Annotated in this window: 10 protein-coding genes; 7 read left to right on the forward strand and 3 right to left on the reverse strand. The window is 36.6% G+C overall.

Features of this window, described 5'->3' with window-relative positions:
• Positions 1-215 precede the first annotated feature (215 nt).
• The 6 genes from IIF7_RS12390 (at position 216) to IIF7_RS12415 (ending at position 9,841) form a co-directional block, all read left to right on the forward strand.
• On the forward strand, positions 216-3,314 hold the full coding sequence (locus tag IIF7_RS12390) for a SusC/RagA family TonB-linked outer membrane protein (RefSeq protein ID WP_084842012.1): 3,099 nt from the start codon (positions 216-218) through the stop codon (positions 3,312-3,314).
• Positions 3,315-3,325: 11 nt separating this feature from the next.
• Positions 3,326-4,951, forward strand: coding sequence for a SusD/RagB family nutrient-binding outer membrane lipoprotein (locus IIF7_RS12395; protein ID WP_084842013.1), 1,626 nt, complete (start codon positions 3,326-3,328; stop codon positions 4,949-4,951).
• A 10-nt stretch (positions 4,952-4,961) separates the two neighbouring features.
• The gene (locus tag IIF7_RS12400) at positions 4,962-5,753 is read left to right on the forward strand and encodes a DUF4397 domain-containing protein (protein WP_084842014.1); all 792 of its coding nucleotides are present in this window, start codon (positions 4,962-4,964) and stop codon (positions 5,751-5,753) included.
• Positions 5,754-5,841: 88 nt separating this feature from the next.
• Positions 5,842-7,503, forward strand: a complete 1,662-nt coding sequence (locus tag IIF7_RS12405) for a glycoside hydrolase family 10 protein (RefSeq protein ID WP_084842015.1) — start codon at positions 5,842-5,844, stop codon at positions 7,501-7,503.
• Between the two features lie 9 nt (positions 7,504-7,512).
• Positions 7,513-8,532 carry a dipeptide epimerase gene (locus IIF7_RS12410; RefSeq protein WP_084842016.1) on the forward strand — a complete coding sequence of 340 codons (1,020 nt, stop codon included), beginning with the start codon at positions 7,513-7,515 and terminating at the stop codon, positions 8,530-8,532.
• Between the two features lie 100 nt (positions 8,533-8,632).
• The gene (locus IIF7_RS12415; RefSeq protein ID WP_084842017.1) at positions 8,633-9,841 is read left to right on the forward strand and encodes a C40 family peptidase; all 1,209 of its coding nucleotides are present in this window, start codon (positions 8,633-8,635) and stop codon (positions 9,839-9,841) included.
• Between the two features lie 659 nt (positions 9,842-10,500).
• On the opposite strand, the gene IIF7_RS12420 is transcribed toward IIF7_RS12415, so the two are convergent.
• Genes IIF7_RS12420 through IIF7_RS12430 form a run of 3 tightly spaced genes read right to left on the reverse strand, consistent with a single transcriptional unit; the run spans position 10,501 to position 14,693 of the window.
• Positions 10,501-11,445: an N-acetylmuramoyl-L-alanine amidase gene (locus tag IIF7_RS12420; RefSeq protein WP_084842018.1), complete on the reverse strand. Its 945-nt coding sequence runs from the start codon at positions 11,443-11,445 to the stop codon at positions 10,501-10,503.
• Positions 11,446-11,490: 45 nt separating this feature from the next.
• Complete coding sequence (nagB, locus tag IIF7_RS12425; protein ID WP_084842019.1) at positions 11,491-13,410, reverse strand: glucosamine-6-phosphate deaminase; 1,920 nt, start codon at positions 13,408-13,410, stop codon at positions 11,491-11,493.
• 11 nt (positions 13,411-13,421) lie between these two features.
• Positions 13,422-14,693 carry an ROK family transcriptional regulator gene (locus IIF7_RS12430; protein WP_084842020.1) on the reverse strand — a complete coding sequence of 424 codons (1,272 nt, stop codon included), beginning with the start codon at positions 14,691-14,693 and terminating at the stop codon, positions 13,422-13,424.
• A gap of 201 nt (positions 14,694-14,894) precedes the next feature.
• Between IIF7_RS12430 and IIF7_RS12435 the strand changes: the two genes are divergently transcribed.
• Complete coding sequence (locus IIF7_RS12435) at positions 14,895-16,013, forward strand: acyltransferase family protein (protein WP_084842021.1); 1,119 nt, start codon at positions 14,895-14,897, stop codon at positions 16,011-16,013.

A 16,013-nucleotide genomic window follows, 5' to 3' on the forward strand; every position in this document is an offset into this window, starting at 1 on the left:
TATATCCTAAATAATAAGTTAAAAAAATGCCTTTTTAGTGAATTTATTGGAGATTTCTGGTATGTGTAAATATATAATTTTTGCAATAAAAAACGGCATTTGTAAATAAATTATAGTACTAAAGTTTTAAAATATTGAATTTTATGCAATTAAATATTGCATTTAAGATTTTTAAAATATAAGTTTGTTATCTAACCAATTGTTAACGTAATTTTATGAAAGGACAACTTCGTAGACCAGTCTTCTTTTTGCTTTTGCTTATTTCAGCTACCAGTTGGGCTCAGGAGATCGGGATATCAGGAAAAGTAATGGATGGGGATCAAATTCCGCTTCCAGGTGTTACGGTACGAGTTAAAGATTCATCTTTAGGAACTGTAACAGATTTTGATGGGAACTTTGCGCTATCCATTCCAGATAGTGATGTTATACTGGTTTTTTCTTCTGTAGGTTTTACAACACAAGAACTTAGTGTAGGTAATAGAAGAGAATTTAACGTCACCATGGCTGTTGATAGAGAAAGCTTAGATGAGGTAGTGGTAACTGCACTTGGTATAAAACAAGAGAAGAAAGCTCTTGGGTATGCTGTAACCGAAGTTAAAGGGGAAACCGTTGCCCAAACACAAAGAGAAAATTTTATAAACGCATTGGCAGGTAGAGTTCCTGGTGTAGAAATCAACTCGACTTCCGGACTTCCAGGTGCTTCAACATCGATGGTAATTAGAGGGATAAGTTCATTAAGTGGTAGTAACCAGCCATTATTTGTTGTAGATGGTTTACCAATTAGTAACTCTACAACTTCTACAGGCGTATTTGCTTCATCATTAAATAGTGGTACAGCTTTAAATGACAGAGGAGTTGATTTTACCAATAGGGGAGCAGATATTAATCCTGAAGATATAGAAAATATTACTATACTTAAAGGCCCTGAAGCTTCAGCTTTATACGGAATCGAAGCAGCTTCTGGAGCAGTAGTAATTACTACAAAGAGAGGGAAAGCAGGGGTTAGTAAGCTAGATTATAGTAATAGTTTTAGGTTAGACCGTATTGTAAAATATCCGGAAATTCAGCAAAAATATGGTAGGGGAGCTAATGGATTTACCAGTGATGCTGATGAAAGTTTGTATTATTTTGGAGCTGAATATCCTGAAGGAACGCAGTTTTACGATAACATAGGGAACTTTTTTCAGGATGCATTTACACAAAAACATAATATTTCACTTTCAGGAGGATCTGAACAAACACAGTATAGAATTTCAGCATCAAATACAGATGCCCAGGGTTTTGTACCAAATACAAGTTTAGAGAAGCTAAATTTATCTTCGGCAGTAACCGCTAACTTTTTAGATTTTCTAACCGCAGATGTTACTTTTGATTATACAAGATCTGATAATGAACAGGCCTTTAGAGGTGGAGGAGGTCCTCTTTTACATTTGTTACTATGGCCATCAACAGATGATGCAAGTAATTATTTAACTGAAGGTGGTGATCGCCGAAATTATGCTGAATATGCAGATGCTGTAGAGAATGCTTTTTTCAATGTAAATAGCAATCAATTTAGCTCTTTGGTAGATCGTTATAAATTGAATACTCGTATTACTGCAGAGCCTACAGATTGGTTTAGACTTGTAGGCCAGGTTGGGGTAGATTATTTTACTCAAAAAAATACGATTGTAAGACATCCTGAATCTAATACTGGTTTGGATTATGGTGGCTTGTTCGATCAGTCACTTATAACTACAAGAAACTTAACGTATCAATATTATGCGCAATTCCATACACCAACAATTTTTGATCAGGATATTAGCATAGATTTTAAACTGGGAAGTGCGGTATACGATTATAATACATTTAGTGCGGCAGCCAGCGGTCAGGATTTCCAGGCACCAGATCTTTGGTCTATAAATAATACAGATCTTGAAACGCACCGAGCTTTTAATAATTTAACCGAAAGAAGATTAGTAGGAGCTTTTGGAAGTTTAAATATTGGATATAACGATATGTTGTATTTAACCTTAACCGGTAGAAATGACTGGAGTTCTACATTACCAGTACAAAATAATTCTTTCTTTTATCCTTCTGCTGGTTTAAGTTTTATCTTCTCTGAACTGGATATGTTTAAAGACAGCGATGTTTTAACTTATGGTAAATTAAGAGGATCTATAGCACAGGTAGGTAAAGATGCCCGCCCTTATAGCATAAGACCTTACTACGAACCAGCACAAACTACGGGAGGTGGTTTTAGATATGGGTTTACAGGGCCTAGTTTAAATTTAATGCCAGAAATGACTACTTCTTATGAATTTGGTACCGAGCTTAAATTTTTTAATAACAGATTAAGTTTAGATGCTACTTATTTTAATAAGAAATCTGAAGATCAAATTGTACAAAATCTAAGGTTAAGTTACGCTACTGGTTTTGTTTTAATGACATTTAACGCTGGAGAAATAAAAAATGAAGGTGTAGAGATTCAATTGAACGGAACACCAATACTTAACAAAGATTTTTCCTGGGATATTAGAGCAAACTTTACGAAAAACTGGAGTGAGTTAGTAAGTCTGCCGGCAGATGTTCAGGAATTTTATAATTCAGATACTTGGCTTTATGGTAACGTAAGAGTTGGATCTAGAGTAGGTGGGCCATTAACTACATTTACGGGTTATGACTATGAAAGAAATGAAGCTGGTGAAGTCTTAGTTAATCCATCTTCTGGTTTACCAATTTTAAATACAGAAGAGTGGGTGGTCGTAGGAGATCGAAATCCAGATTTTAAAATAGGTCTTTCAAATACCTTTAGATATAAAGAATTCGCATTAGATTTCTTATTAGATTTTAGAGTAGGAGGTGATGTGTATAATGCAACCGAATATTACTTAACTACACGTGGTTTAAGTAAAAGAACATTAGACAGGGAAACTCCAAGAATCGTAGACGGGGTTTTAAGGGATGGTCTTGAAAATAGTGCCAATCCTACACAAAATAATATTCCAATTGACCTTTCAAGAAATTCAAGTTACTGGTCTTCAATATATCCATATCAAAGTTTTATAGAAAAAGATATTAATTGGATGAGATTACGTGACGTAACATTCTCTTATAACTTCCCTTCAAAATTATTAGAGAAAACAAATGTGTTTAAAAGTGCAAGTGTGTTCTTAACCGGAACAGATTTATTCTTAGTAACCAATTATTCTGGGTTAGATCCAGTAGGAAACGGAAACTCTGCTGCGGTAGGAGGAGCCGGTGGTGTAGGTTTAGATTACGGTAACTTTCCTTTACCAAGAGGTTACAATATTGGTATAAGAGCAGGATTTTAAAACAAGAAAAGATGAAAAATAGAATATATATAGCATTACTTTTATTAATAGGTACTTGTACCATTAGTTGTGAAGAGTATTTAGATGTAAATACCAATCCCAATGGGCCAGATGCGCTTTTACAGCCAGAACTTTTTCTTCCTCAAATAGAATCCGAGTTTGTAGTAGCAATACAATGGGATGGAAGATTTACAGGTTTTTATACTCAAAACTGGGCATACACATCTGGAAATGCATACTCATTGAATTTACATTCTAATCCGTTATCAGATTCTTATGCTCAATTATGGAGAGCGGTATACTGGAGTATGGGATACAATCTTTCAGACATGATTAGAAGTGGAGAACTTAATAAGAAGTATGGATTTGTTGGCGTTGGATATATCTTAAGAGCTTTTGGATGGCAAATGCTTACAGATTATCATGGTCCTGTTATTGTTACACAGGCTTTTGATCCAGATAGAAGAACTTTTGATTACGACGATCAATCTGTAGCTTACGAAGAAATTCAGCGATTACTTTTGTTGGGTATAGAAAGTTTAGATAGAACAGATGGACTATCTCCTGAAGATTCTGGATTAACAGAAGCAGATTTAATTTTTCAGGGAGATAAAGAAAAATGGAAAAAACTGGCGTATGGTTTATTGGCTATTAATGCCCACCGTTTAACGAACAAGAGTTCTTACGATCCTCAGGAAGTAATAGGATATGTAGATCAGGCATTGGCCGGTAACGACGATAATGCGATGATTGGTTTTCAGGGAACCGTAAGTTCTAATACCAATTTTTTTGGCCCGTTAAGAGGCAATATTGGATATTATAGGCAAACAAAATTTATCCTTAGCTTATTAAATGGAAGTAATCCTGCTTTTCAGGATCCCACTCTATTAGGTCAGGATCCTGTTTTTACTGCTGAAGAAGAATACTTAAATGACCCTAGAATTACATCAATGCTAGCTACATCGCCAGATGGGATGTATCGCGGAATTTCTCCAGATGTGGGTATTAACGAATGGACAACGGCTGAAGCAGATATGGTTCCTAAAAACTTTTGGAATGAAGAAGGTTATAGAGGAAGCAATCCTTCACCACAAATTTATTTCTTTAATAATGAAGCTGAGTTTCCACTAATGACGTATTCTCAATTGCAGTTCATAAAATCTGAGGCAGCTTATTTAGATGGCGATATGGGATTAGCTTTAGAGGCCTATGAAGAAGGTGTTAATTCACATTTAGACTTTGCCAGATCTTACGCACCAGATCAGGCTGTTTACGATCAAAGAAGAGCATTGATGGAAAGCAGCGATGTAATATTTCCAGATACACCTTCAGGATTAACTTTATCTAAGATCATGCTTCAAAAATATATCTCAACCTGGGGATGGGGATTCTTTGAAACCTGGTCTGATATGAGAAGATATCACTATGATGTAGGAGTAGAAGACGAGAGCGAAGCAATTTATCAGGGATTTGCCCTACCAGATCCTTTATATGAAGCAAATAATGGCGAGCCTGCTTATAGAGCAAGACCAAGATATAATTCAGAATATATGTGGAATCAGGAAGCTTTGGAAGAATTGAATGCTTTCGAGGAAGATTATCATACCTACGAAACCTGGTTTAGTATCATCGAATAAAAGAAATATTATGAGAAAAACATCAGCAAGATTTTTAGTCATAGCATTTTTAGCATCATTAGTCCTTGGATGCGAAGAAAATGCTATTCCCGAAGTGACAGAACCAGTAGCTGGAGAAATGAGTTATGTAAAATTCTTTTTTCATGCTGAAGACGCTCCAGATGCCGGTTTCTTTTTAAATGATGAAAAAATTACTGCAGCAAATAGTTCTAGTGAAGACGAAGAACAGGCTTTAGATTATACATCAGTTTATCCAAGTAATGCTTATGCAGTGATTCCATCTGGAAGTGGAGATTTGCAGGTAAGAACTTTAGATGATCAAGATCTGGCTTCAACAAGTATCACAACTGAAGCTCAAAATTATTATTCAGCATATTTAGTAGGAATTGCAGATAATTACGAAATAGCCTTTATAGAGGATAATTTACCTGAACCTAATCACGATCTAATTTACTGGAGATTTGTAAATACAATGGCAAATATTCCTTTTAGCGTAGATGTTTATGCAATAAGAGCTGCAGTACCAGAAACAGAAAATTCTCCTGCTGAAGATGCCCAGGTAATTTCTCTGGGACAGGGAATTACTTATATGAGCGCCGGGGATTATACAGAGTTAGAACCGGGAAGTTATACTTTTAAGGTATTTCCTTCAGGAACAGATTATGATCCAGAGGAATCAGAGTCTTTTATTCAGCATGGTTTAACCCTGGCAAGTCTGGGTAGAGTTTATACCACACAGATAAGAGGTACATATTCAGAAGATCCAAGCTCAAGTCATATCGACTATTGGAGAGATAGATAATTTCAGTTTAGTTTGTGCAAGAAAGAGAATAGATTCATTTCTATATCTCTTTCTTTTGTTTAATATTGTGAGATGTCTATTTAATTTTATGAAAACTAGAAAACCCTACTCAGCAGCAGTATTAGCAACATTTTCTCTCCTCCTTTTCTCCTGTAAAACGCAGCAAACGGTTCAAACTTCTCAGCCAGAGAATCAGCCGGAAGTTGTAGAAACGCAAATTCCTAAAGAAGATAAAGAAACTGAAGTTGACACCACAATACCTGCTGAAGTTAGCCCGGAAGAATTACCAAAAAAAGTTGAGGTAGAAGAAGAAATTTTAAAAAGCGAACCACCAATCGATGTAGCCGAATTTCGTGCGGCATGGATTGCAACTGTAGCCAATATTAACTGGCCGTCACGCTCTGGTTTGTCAACCGCTCAGCAACAAAGTGAAGCCATAAAATTGTTAGATTTTTTAGCGAATCATAACTATAATGCGGTGATCTTTCAGGTGCGTCCGCAGGCCGATGCTTTGTATCAAAGCGATATAGAATCCTGGTCTTATTACATCACCGGGCAGCAGGGAAAAGCGCCACAACCTTTTTACGATCCACTAACTTTTTGGATCAACGAAGCACATAAACGAGGGATGGAACTGCATGTTTGGTTAAACCCGTATCGGGCGTATCACACCACCGGTGGCGAAATTAGCGAAGCTTCCGTAGTGAAAGAAAATCCAGAGATGGTGGTAAAACTTCAAAACGGAATGTACTGGATGGATCCTGCTCGTAAAGATGTTCAGGATCGTACGGCAGCAGTTGTCGAAGATTTGGTACAAAGATATGATGTAGATGGAATTCATTTCGACGATTATTTTTATCCTTACGATTCTTATAATGGCGGTAAAGATTTCCCAGACGATCAAAGCTGGAATAGCTATAAAGCTGAAGGTGGAAAATTGAGCAGGGGAGACTGGCGTCGTAAAAACGTAGATGATTTTATCGAACGTGTGGCGAAATTGGTTAAAAAAGAGAAGGATTTTGTGAAATTCGGGATTAGTCCGTTTGGGATTTGGCGTCCCGGTTATCCGCAATCTATCGCCGGTTACGATCAATACGAAAAGTTATACGCCGACGCTAAAAAATGGCTAAACGAAGGCTGGGTAGATTATCTAACGCCACAGTTGTATTGGAAGACCGATCAAACTCCGCAAAGTTTCCCGGTTTTATTAAACTGGTGGGAAGAAGAAAATACTAAAAACCGACATGTTTGGCCGGGAATTAATGCCGGTTTGATCGAAGAAGAAGGTTACGAAAATGAATTGTTCAATCAGATTTTAATCACTCGCGGAATGTTAGCTAAAGATCCCGGGGCTGTATTGTGGAATCTTAAAGCGTTGATGAACGATAAAGAAGCTGAAAAAGCTTTAGCCGAAAACTATTTCAGAAAACCGGCTTTGGTGCCACCAAGCCCTTGGATGGATAATAAAGCACCAAAATCACCTGAAGTTTCAACTAATCTTGATGGAAATACGCTACGAATCTCTTGGGAACATCCAAGTGAAAATGATGTTTTTAGATGGGTGTTATATTTTCAGTACGAAGGCAGTAAATGGGATTTTAAGATTCTGAATAACGATCAGCTTTCTGAGCTTAAAACCACGCTTTCTTACTTGGTTGGAGAAAAGAAGGTGAAATTATCGAAAATCGGGATTACAGCGGTAGATCGCACCGGGAATCAAAGTGATTTTAAAGAAATTATTCTGGAATAAATCGATAAAATGAAGATCGAATATCACCAATATCAGCTGCAGTTAAAGGATACCTTTAGGATTAGTCATGCTTCGCGTGATGTGCAGCCAAGTTTGGTGGTTTCTGTATCTCATAATGGTTTTACCGGTTTTGGCGAAGCAGCCGCAACTTCGTATTATGGAGTAACGGTAGAAGGGATGATCGAGTCGTTGAAAAAAGTAGAGAATATCGTCGAAAATCATATTGAAGAACCTCCCGAAGTGATCTGGGAAAAGCTTTATCCTGAATTAAGGACTGAAACTTTCGCTCTTTGTGCTTTAGACATGGCCTTGCACGATCTCTATGGAAAAAGAAAGCAAAAACCGCTCTATAAATTGTGGAATTTGGATCCTTCTGAAGCGCCTCAAACCAGTTACACGATAGGAATTGCTTCAACAGAAGAAATGATTCGTAAGATTAAGGATTTTCCGTGGCCGTTATATAAGATCAAGTTAGGAACAGATCATGATATCGAAATTATAAAAGAGCTTCGAAAACATACAAATTCTGTTTTTAGGATCGATGCGAATGTAGCGTGGAATGCAAAACAAGCGATCGAAAACAGCCATATTTTAAAAGAACTAAATGTTGAATTTTTAGAGCAGCCGCTTCCGGTAGATGATCTTGATGGTCAAAAAATACTTTATGAAAAATCAGGTTTACCGGTGATTGCCGACGAAAGTTGCATTGTAGAAAGCGATGTTGAAAAGTGTACCGATCGTTTTCATGGTGTAAATATAAAACTCACCAAATGTGGCGGAATTACCCCGGCATTACGAATGATCGCAAAAGCAAAATCTCTTGGTTTAAAAACGATGGTGGGATGTATGACCGAATCGACCGTTGGGATTTCGGCGATTGCACAACTTGCTCCTATGCTCGATTTTGTAGATATGGACGGTGCTTTGTTGTTGAAAAATGATACTTCAACCGGAGTGAAAATTACTTCAGAAAAAGTGATTTATCCTACAGAAAATGGTACCGGTGTAAAATTGTTTAAATTTGAATAATACGTCATCCTGAACCTGTCCGGCCGGCAGGCGGGCTTGATTCAGGATCTCATCCTATAGGGTTTGAGATTTAGTATTGAATTGATTAATGATATTTAAAATGAAGATAAAAAAATATAGTTTTTGGACATTGGCTTTAACCGCGGTTTTGCTAAGCTGTAATGAAAAAACGGAAACAGCTTCCGAAGAAAAGAACGAAGCGCAAGTTATTATCGATAGTTTAGAAAATGTTTATGCACCTGATGGCAGAGTGGCGTTATTCGATTTTGAAGCTGAAAAAAATGCTGATGGGTTTACGATCGAAGGCGAAACCAATATGCCTGAAGCTGCTGAAGATTTAGAAAAAACACTCAATCAAAAAGGAATAAAATTCACGTCGAATATCGAAACTTTACCTGATGCTGAAGGTTTAGAAGATCAAACGATGGGAGTAATCAAAATTTCAGTAGCGAATCTTCGTGAAGAACCACGCCATGCTTCGCAGTTAGTGACACAAGCTACTTTGGGGATGCCGGTGAAAGTTTATAAAAAGGAGGGAAGTTGGTATTATATTCAGTCGCCAGATGGTTACCTAGCCTGGGTAGATTACGGTGGTATTCAGAATATGACCAAAGAAGCGTTTTCTGACTGGAAATCTAAAGAAAAGTTGATCTATTTAAATCCCTATGGAAAATCGCTAAAATCGGCTAAAAATGATGCTGAGGTGGTTTCAGATCTTGTTGCCGGTAATATTTTAGAACTTACTGCTGAAAACGGAAATTTCTACGAGATTTCTTATCCCGATGGCCGGACTGCTTATGTTCCAAAATCTGACGCAAAACCTTATAAAACCTGGTTAGCCGATTTAGAAGTGGATGGAGAATCGCTAATTTCAACAGGTGAAAAATTAATGGGGTTACCATATTTATGGGGAGGAACTTCGCCAAAAGGAGTAGATTGTAGTGGTTTTACCAAAACAGTTTACTTTTTAAACGGAATGGTGATTCCGCGTGATGCTTCACAACAGGTACACACCGGAGTTTTAGTGGATTCTACTAGGAACTTTGAAAATCTTGTTGCCGGAGATTTATTATTCTTCGGAAGACCAGCTACAGATTCTACAAAAGAGCGAGTTGTTCATGTTGGAATGTGGATTGGCGATCAAAAATTTATTCATTCGATGGGTGATGTGCACATAAGCACGATGGACACCACCGCTGAAGATTTCGACGAATACAACTATAATCGTTACCTGCGATCTAAACGAATCTTAAACGAAAAAGACAAAGGATTACAGTATTTAAAAGAACAGGATATTTTTACGGAGTAGATTTTTAGTTGACGGTTTACAGTTTACAGCTTTTAGCAGTATTGATGCTGAGATTGTATAAATTTGACTTCTGATTTTTTGTCAACAGCGATTTGTCATTTCGACTGGAGCGGAGCGAAACGGAGAAATCTCAATCTTATTTACGTTTCGAAACAGATCTCTCCACTACGCCTGCTTGTGGGCTAGGCTTGGTCGAGATGACGAAAAGTTTACAGTGAACAGTTTTTATTTGTTAGCGATCAGCGGTCAGCTTTCTGCAAAAATTAACTTCTAAATTATATAATCTTGACTCCTGATTTTTGGTCTTTTTTATTTGCAGTTATTTGTCATTTCGAGCGTAATGAAATGGAGTCGAGAAATCTCAATTGATAAAATAGATTTCTCCGTTTCGCTACGCTTCACCCGCCTGCCGGCTGGCAGGATCGAAATGACAAGCGCTACAAAATCCTTACTCCTGATTCTGGTGTCTATTTTCTAGACTCTATATTCTAATAGCGTAAGGGATCTAAATTCTAACTTCAATCCACTTCTCGATACACTTTTAGTTTCGTTATCACTTCACTAAAATCACTCGAAGTGACAATATATTTTATTGAACATTAAGCGTTCAAAATAAATCTTACATCTAACAGCGAAGCGATCTAAATTCTAACTTCTAATTAAAGCGATTTTCGGTATAAATTATACAGAATTTTGATCTCGTCAGCATTTAAAATACCCTCTACGTTCTCTTTCTCCTGAAGGAAATGAATTTGAAAGCTTTTGATCGCGGCATCTAGATCGTCGATGTTGTAACCTATAATTCTTAGTGCTTCTGCGATATTAAAATCGTCCGGGATTAGGTTGGGAAATAAATACCTGTCCATTAAGGCAATTCGCCGTTTAAAAACAGGGTCGATATTATCGATTTTTAGCGGATTTTCTGTAAAAAACTCATGCTCATATTGTATGTTTTCGATACTATCTTCATCATACCAAATTCCGTAGCCTTCTTCAGCTAAACGTTTCCAAGGGAAATCGGCACTTGGATCTACTTTTCTTCCAGGAGCAATATCAAGATGTCCTATAAAGTTTTCCGCAGGGATCTTATAGTCCTCTTTTAATTGTTTTAAAACATCAAGCAGACTTGAAATTTGAGCTTCAGAAAAGACTTCTTTACCATTATTATCCAGTTCGATTCCAATAGAAGAAGAGTTAAGATCTGTAGTGTGTCCCCACTGGCCAATACCGCCATGCCATGCGCGATAATAATTATTCAGCATATGAAAAACCTCGCCATCATCACCAATGACATAGTGTGAACTTACCGAAGTTCTTGGGATGGTAAATGTATTTAAGGTTTGAATTGTAGAATCCTGTGCTGTATGGTGGATCACTACAAAATTTGGGCGTCGAAGATTAAAATTAGTAGTTCCCACAGGGTACTCACCAAAATTGAGTGCGGAATCAGTCTGGGTTTCCTCTAGTGGGAATCTACTAAGTTCTTTTGCATAGGCTTTCGCCTTCTTTTTATATACTTTGTTGGTAGTTCGGTAAGGGTTTGAAGAACATGAGATCATCAAACCCAAACCTCCTAAAATCAAAATTTTTCTAAAATATGTCATCGTAACAGTTTGTTACCAAAATACGGAATCTTGGTTAAAACTGTACTAGAATTTCCAACGAACAAAGGCTTCTATCGCCTCGTAATTTGCAAGTCCTAAGTTATGGTAAGACATTGCGGTTTCGCTGTTTCTTTCTTCGGCACGTACCCAGAATTCACGTTCGTCGTCACCAGGGAATACCGGAGTGTCTTTTTGTGATTGGTGTTTAAAGATCGCTTCACGTTTTCTAGCCACTTCTTGTGGAGAAAGCGGAACGGCCATTTCGATATCGTGGATATCAAATTCTTGCCATGCACCGCGATACATCCATAACCAACAGTCTTTTGTCCATTCTTCGGTTTCGCGAAGACGTTTCATCGCTTCAATAATTATATTGAAACATACAATATGAGTACCATGTGGATCTGCAAAATCACCAGCAGCAAAGATTTGATGAGGTTTTACTTTTTGAAGTAATTCCATCGTAATTTTCACGTCTTCTTCAGTCACAGGGCTTTTTACTTTTTTACCAGTTTCGTAGAATGGTAAAGCCATAAAATGAATATTATCATCTACTAAGCCTGCATAACGAGCACCAGCGATCGCTTCAGTTTTTCTAATAAAACCTTTTACGTCCATGATCTCACGAAGATCAATATCATTTGGACGCTTTTCAGTAATAAACTTATTGAAGTTATCGTAGATCTCTTCTAGTTTGCTGGTATCTTCACCAATACTTCTATTAAAATCGATCGCAAACTCAACATAACGCAATACATCGGTATCCCAAACTGCGGTATTTCCAGAAGTTTGATAAGCCACATGTACATCATGTCCCTGGTCTACCAATCTAATAAAAGTACCTCCCATAGAAATTACATCGTCATCTGGGTGTGGGCTAAAGATAATCGAACGTTTTTTAGCAGGTTCAGCACGTTCTGGACGTTGCGTATCATCTGCGTTTGGTTTTCCACCTGGCCAACCGGTAATCGTATGTTGTAATTGATTAAATACGTCGATATTAATATTGTAAGCAGGCCCTTTTTCTGTAGCCAGCTGCGCCATACCGTGGCTGTTGTAATCTTCGTCAGTTAACTTCAAAATTGGTTTCCCAACTTCATTTGATAACCAGATTACAGCTTTCTTAATTTGATCTTTATCCCAGCTACAATCTTTTACTAACCATGGAGTGTCGAATCTTGTTAATTCTGAAGCTGCATCTTCATCCAAAATAAACTCTACATGATCGTTTAATTGAAGATAAGTTGCTGGTACGCTTCCAGAGATTTCACCTTCAACAGCCTTTTTAATGATTGGAGCTTTCTTTTTGCTCCAGGCCATTAAAATAATTTCGCGAGCTTTAAAGATGGTACCAATTCCCATAGTTATGGCTTTGGTAGGAACGTTTTCTTTACCACCAAAATCACGAGAAGCATCACGTCTTGTAAGATCATCCAAGGTTACTAAACGTGTACCACTGTTAGGAGCAGAACCAGGTTCGTTAAAACCAATATGTCCTGTTCTACCAATACCAAGCACTTGAAGGTCTAAACCACCAACTTCAGTAATTTTCTCTTCGTATTTAAGGCAGAAATCTGCAATATCTTCTTTGGCAAGTGTCCCATCTGGGATATTGATATTTTCTCTTGGAATATCCACATGGTTAAACAGATTTTCGTCCATGAACTTTACGTAGCTCTGGTTCTCGTCTGGCTGCATTGGATAATATTCGTCCAGATTAAAGGTAATAACGTTCTTAAAGCTAAGCCCTTCTTCTTTATGAAGACGAATAAGTTCCTCATAAACTTTTACGGGAGTAGCTCCGGTTGCTAGACCTAAAACAGCTTTCTTCCCTTTTTCCTGTCTTTTTTTAATAATCTTAGCAATACGCTTTGCAACTTTTTTAGAAGCAGATAGCTCGTCTTTGTAAACTTTTACGGGGAGCTTCTCAAAACGTGTTTCTTCTAAGAGATTTAATCTGGCCATGAGTATTTATTTTAACTTAAATGTGATTTAATCGTTGTAATTTGATTCTTGAAAATACTATCCATAACTGCAATCGTACCACCGTAAAGGCTCGAGTTATTTCCAAGATTCGATAATTCTATATTTGTTTTTTCCTTCAGCTGCATCATGCAATAAATATTCATAGATTGCTGAATAGGAGTAGTAATAAACTGTTTTGCTTTGGCGATTTTTCCTTCCAGCACAATAAGTTCTGGATTAAAGATCTGGATAAGAATAGCAATACCTTTACCAAGGCTCATTCCTATTTCAGAAAGGGAATTTATCGCAAATTGATCGCCTTTATTGGCCGCTTCAATAATTGTATCTGGCTCTAATTTCTCTAAATCTTCCTGGCTAAGATTGTTTAAAATAGAGGTTTGGCCTTCTTTAAGTCCTTCTTTTACCTTTCTAACAAGAGCAAGTCCAGAAGCTTCGGTTTCTAAACAACCTCTTTTTCCGCAGTGACATAAAATTCCGTCTTCTACCATAGGAATATGACCAAATTCACCCGCAAAACCAGAAACTCCAGAATGAATTTTACCACCCATAATAATACCTAAACCTACACCCCAATCCATAGAGATTACCAGCACATTTTGTTTTTCTTTAGCTAGGCCAAAATGAAACTCGGCTAAAGATGCACTCTTGGCATCATTTAAAATAGCTACCGGTTTTTGAAACTTATCTTCAAATTTATCCCTAAGCGAAGCAGGATCCTGTTCGGTTAAATAATAGGTGAAGTTTTTTCCTTCTTCTGAAGATACAAGACCAGGCATACTAATGCCTACGCCCATGATTTTATTATGATCTATTTCTGAAGCTTTTAAAAACTCTTCAGAAAAGTCGTATAAAAGATCTACAATATTGGAGTTGGTAGAAATCTGTGTTTCCAGGATTTCTTCTTTTACAATACTGTGATTATTATCTATAAGTGCCAGTTTTATCTTGAAGCGCTCTATATGTATGCTTAATACAAAAAAGGAATGTTCTTTTAAACCATAAAGATCTGGTTTACGGCCACCTTCAGATTTTCCACGTCCTTTTTTTATAACCATACCATCTTCCAGTAATTGGTTGATAAGGGCCATAGAAGTAGGAAGACTTATACCAAATTTTGTACAAATTTCAGCATTAGAGGTGTCACCATTAAGAAACATATGTTTTATGATTCTTGTTTTTTGATGAACCTTTTTGCGTTCAACATTGCTCATTTCTTCGAGTTGAGCATCTTCTATTAGAAAATCCTGTAAATTTAGACTCATACATGTCGGAAAATGCAAGGCTTTAAGCCTTTTGTTAAAAATTTAATTCTTTTTGCAAAGAACTAAATTTCTGAAAAATAAAAGTATATAAAAAATTTAGTTTAGAAAAGACTTAATGTAAAATTTTAGTAAAGATTGTTCTTTTAATTAAATTTTGTAATTTTAAGGAAAGCAATAAAGCTTTATTTTATTTTAATACCTATGCCTTCTCACTCTCGCTATTTATCTCTGGACATTCTTCGCGGAATGACGGTCGCCCTTATGATACTGGTTAATAATCCTGGAAGTTGGGCTACAATTTATGCACCTTTTAAACATGCGCCTTGGCATGGTTTTACGCTAACAGATCTTGTTTTTCCCACTTTTTTATTTGTTGTAGGAAATGCGATGAGCTTTAGCTTTAAAAAAATGAGTTTGTGGAGCACTTCTAAATTTTTTACGAAAACGTTTAAACGAGCAGCAATCATATTTTTAATAGGTTTAGCCATTTCTTATTATCCTTTTGTTAGGCGGATTGAAGGAAATTTTATACTGAAGAATATTCTGGATATCCGGATTATGGGAGTTTTGCAAAGAATCGCCATTTGTTATTTATTGGCAGCGATAGCCATTCGATTTTTGAATAAAAAATGGCTCGTTTTTTTATCGATTTTCATCTTACTTTTTTATTGGTTTTTATTGTTGTTTTTTGGCGGAAGCGACCCTTATAGCCTTGAAGCAAATGCCGCTTTAAAATTCGATCAGTTACTATTTAACGAGGAAAATGTTTATCACGGTTATGGAATTCCGTTTGATCCTGAAGGTTTACTTAGCTGCCTTCCGGCAGTGGTAAACGTTATTTTTGGTTATCTGGCGGGTGTTTTTATTCAGCAGACTAAAAACAAGAAAAATCTGGTAATTCAATTATTTCTTTGTGGTTTGGCGATGATCGCTCTTGCTCTTGTTTGGGATTTATATTTACCTATTAATAAACCTATCTGGACGAGCACTTATGTAGTTTTAAGTACAGGCTGGGATTTAATTATCCTTAGTATTCTTATTGGTGTTTTAGAAATTGCCAGAATTAAATCCTGGTCACGATTTTTTGAACCTTTTGGTAAAAATCCACTTTTCATTTTTGTACTCTCCGGAGTTGTAGTACTAACAATGGGACTTATATTTATTGGCGATACCTCTTTAAAGAGCTGGATTTATCAAAATTTATTTCTAAGCTGGTTATCTCCTTATAATGCATCATTTTTATATGCGTTATTATTTTTAGTGTTCATGTGGCTTATTGCCTATATTTTAGATAAAAAGAAAATTTATATCAAAGTTTAA

This window comes from Zunongwangia atlantica 22II14-10F7 (assembly GCF_002094855.1).
Lineage (GTDB): Bacteria > Bacteroidota > Bacteroidia > Flavobacteriales > Flavobacteriaceae > Zunongwangia > Zunongwangia atlantica.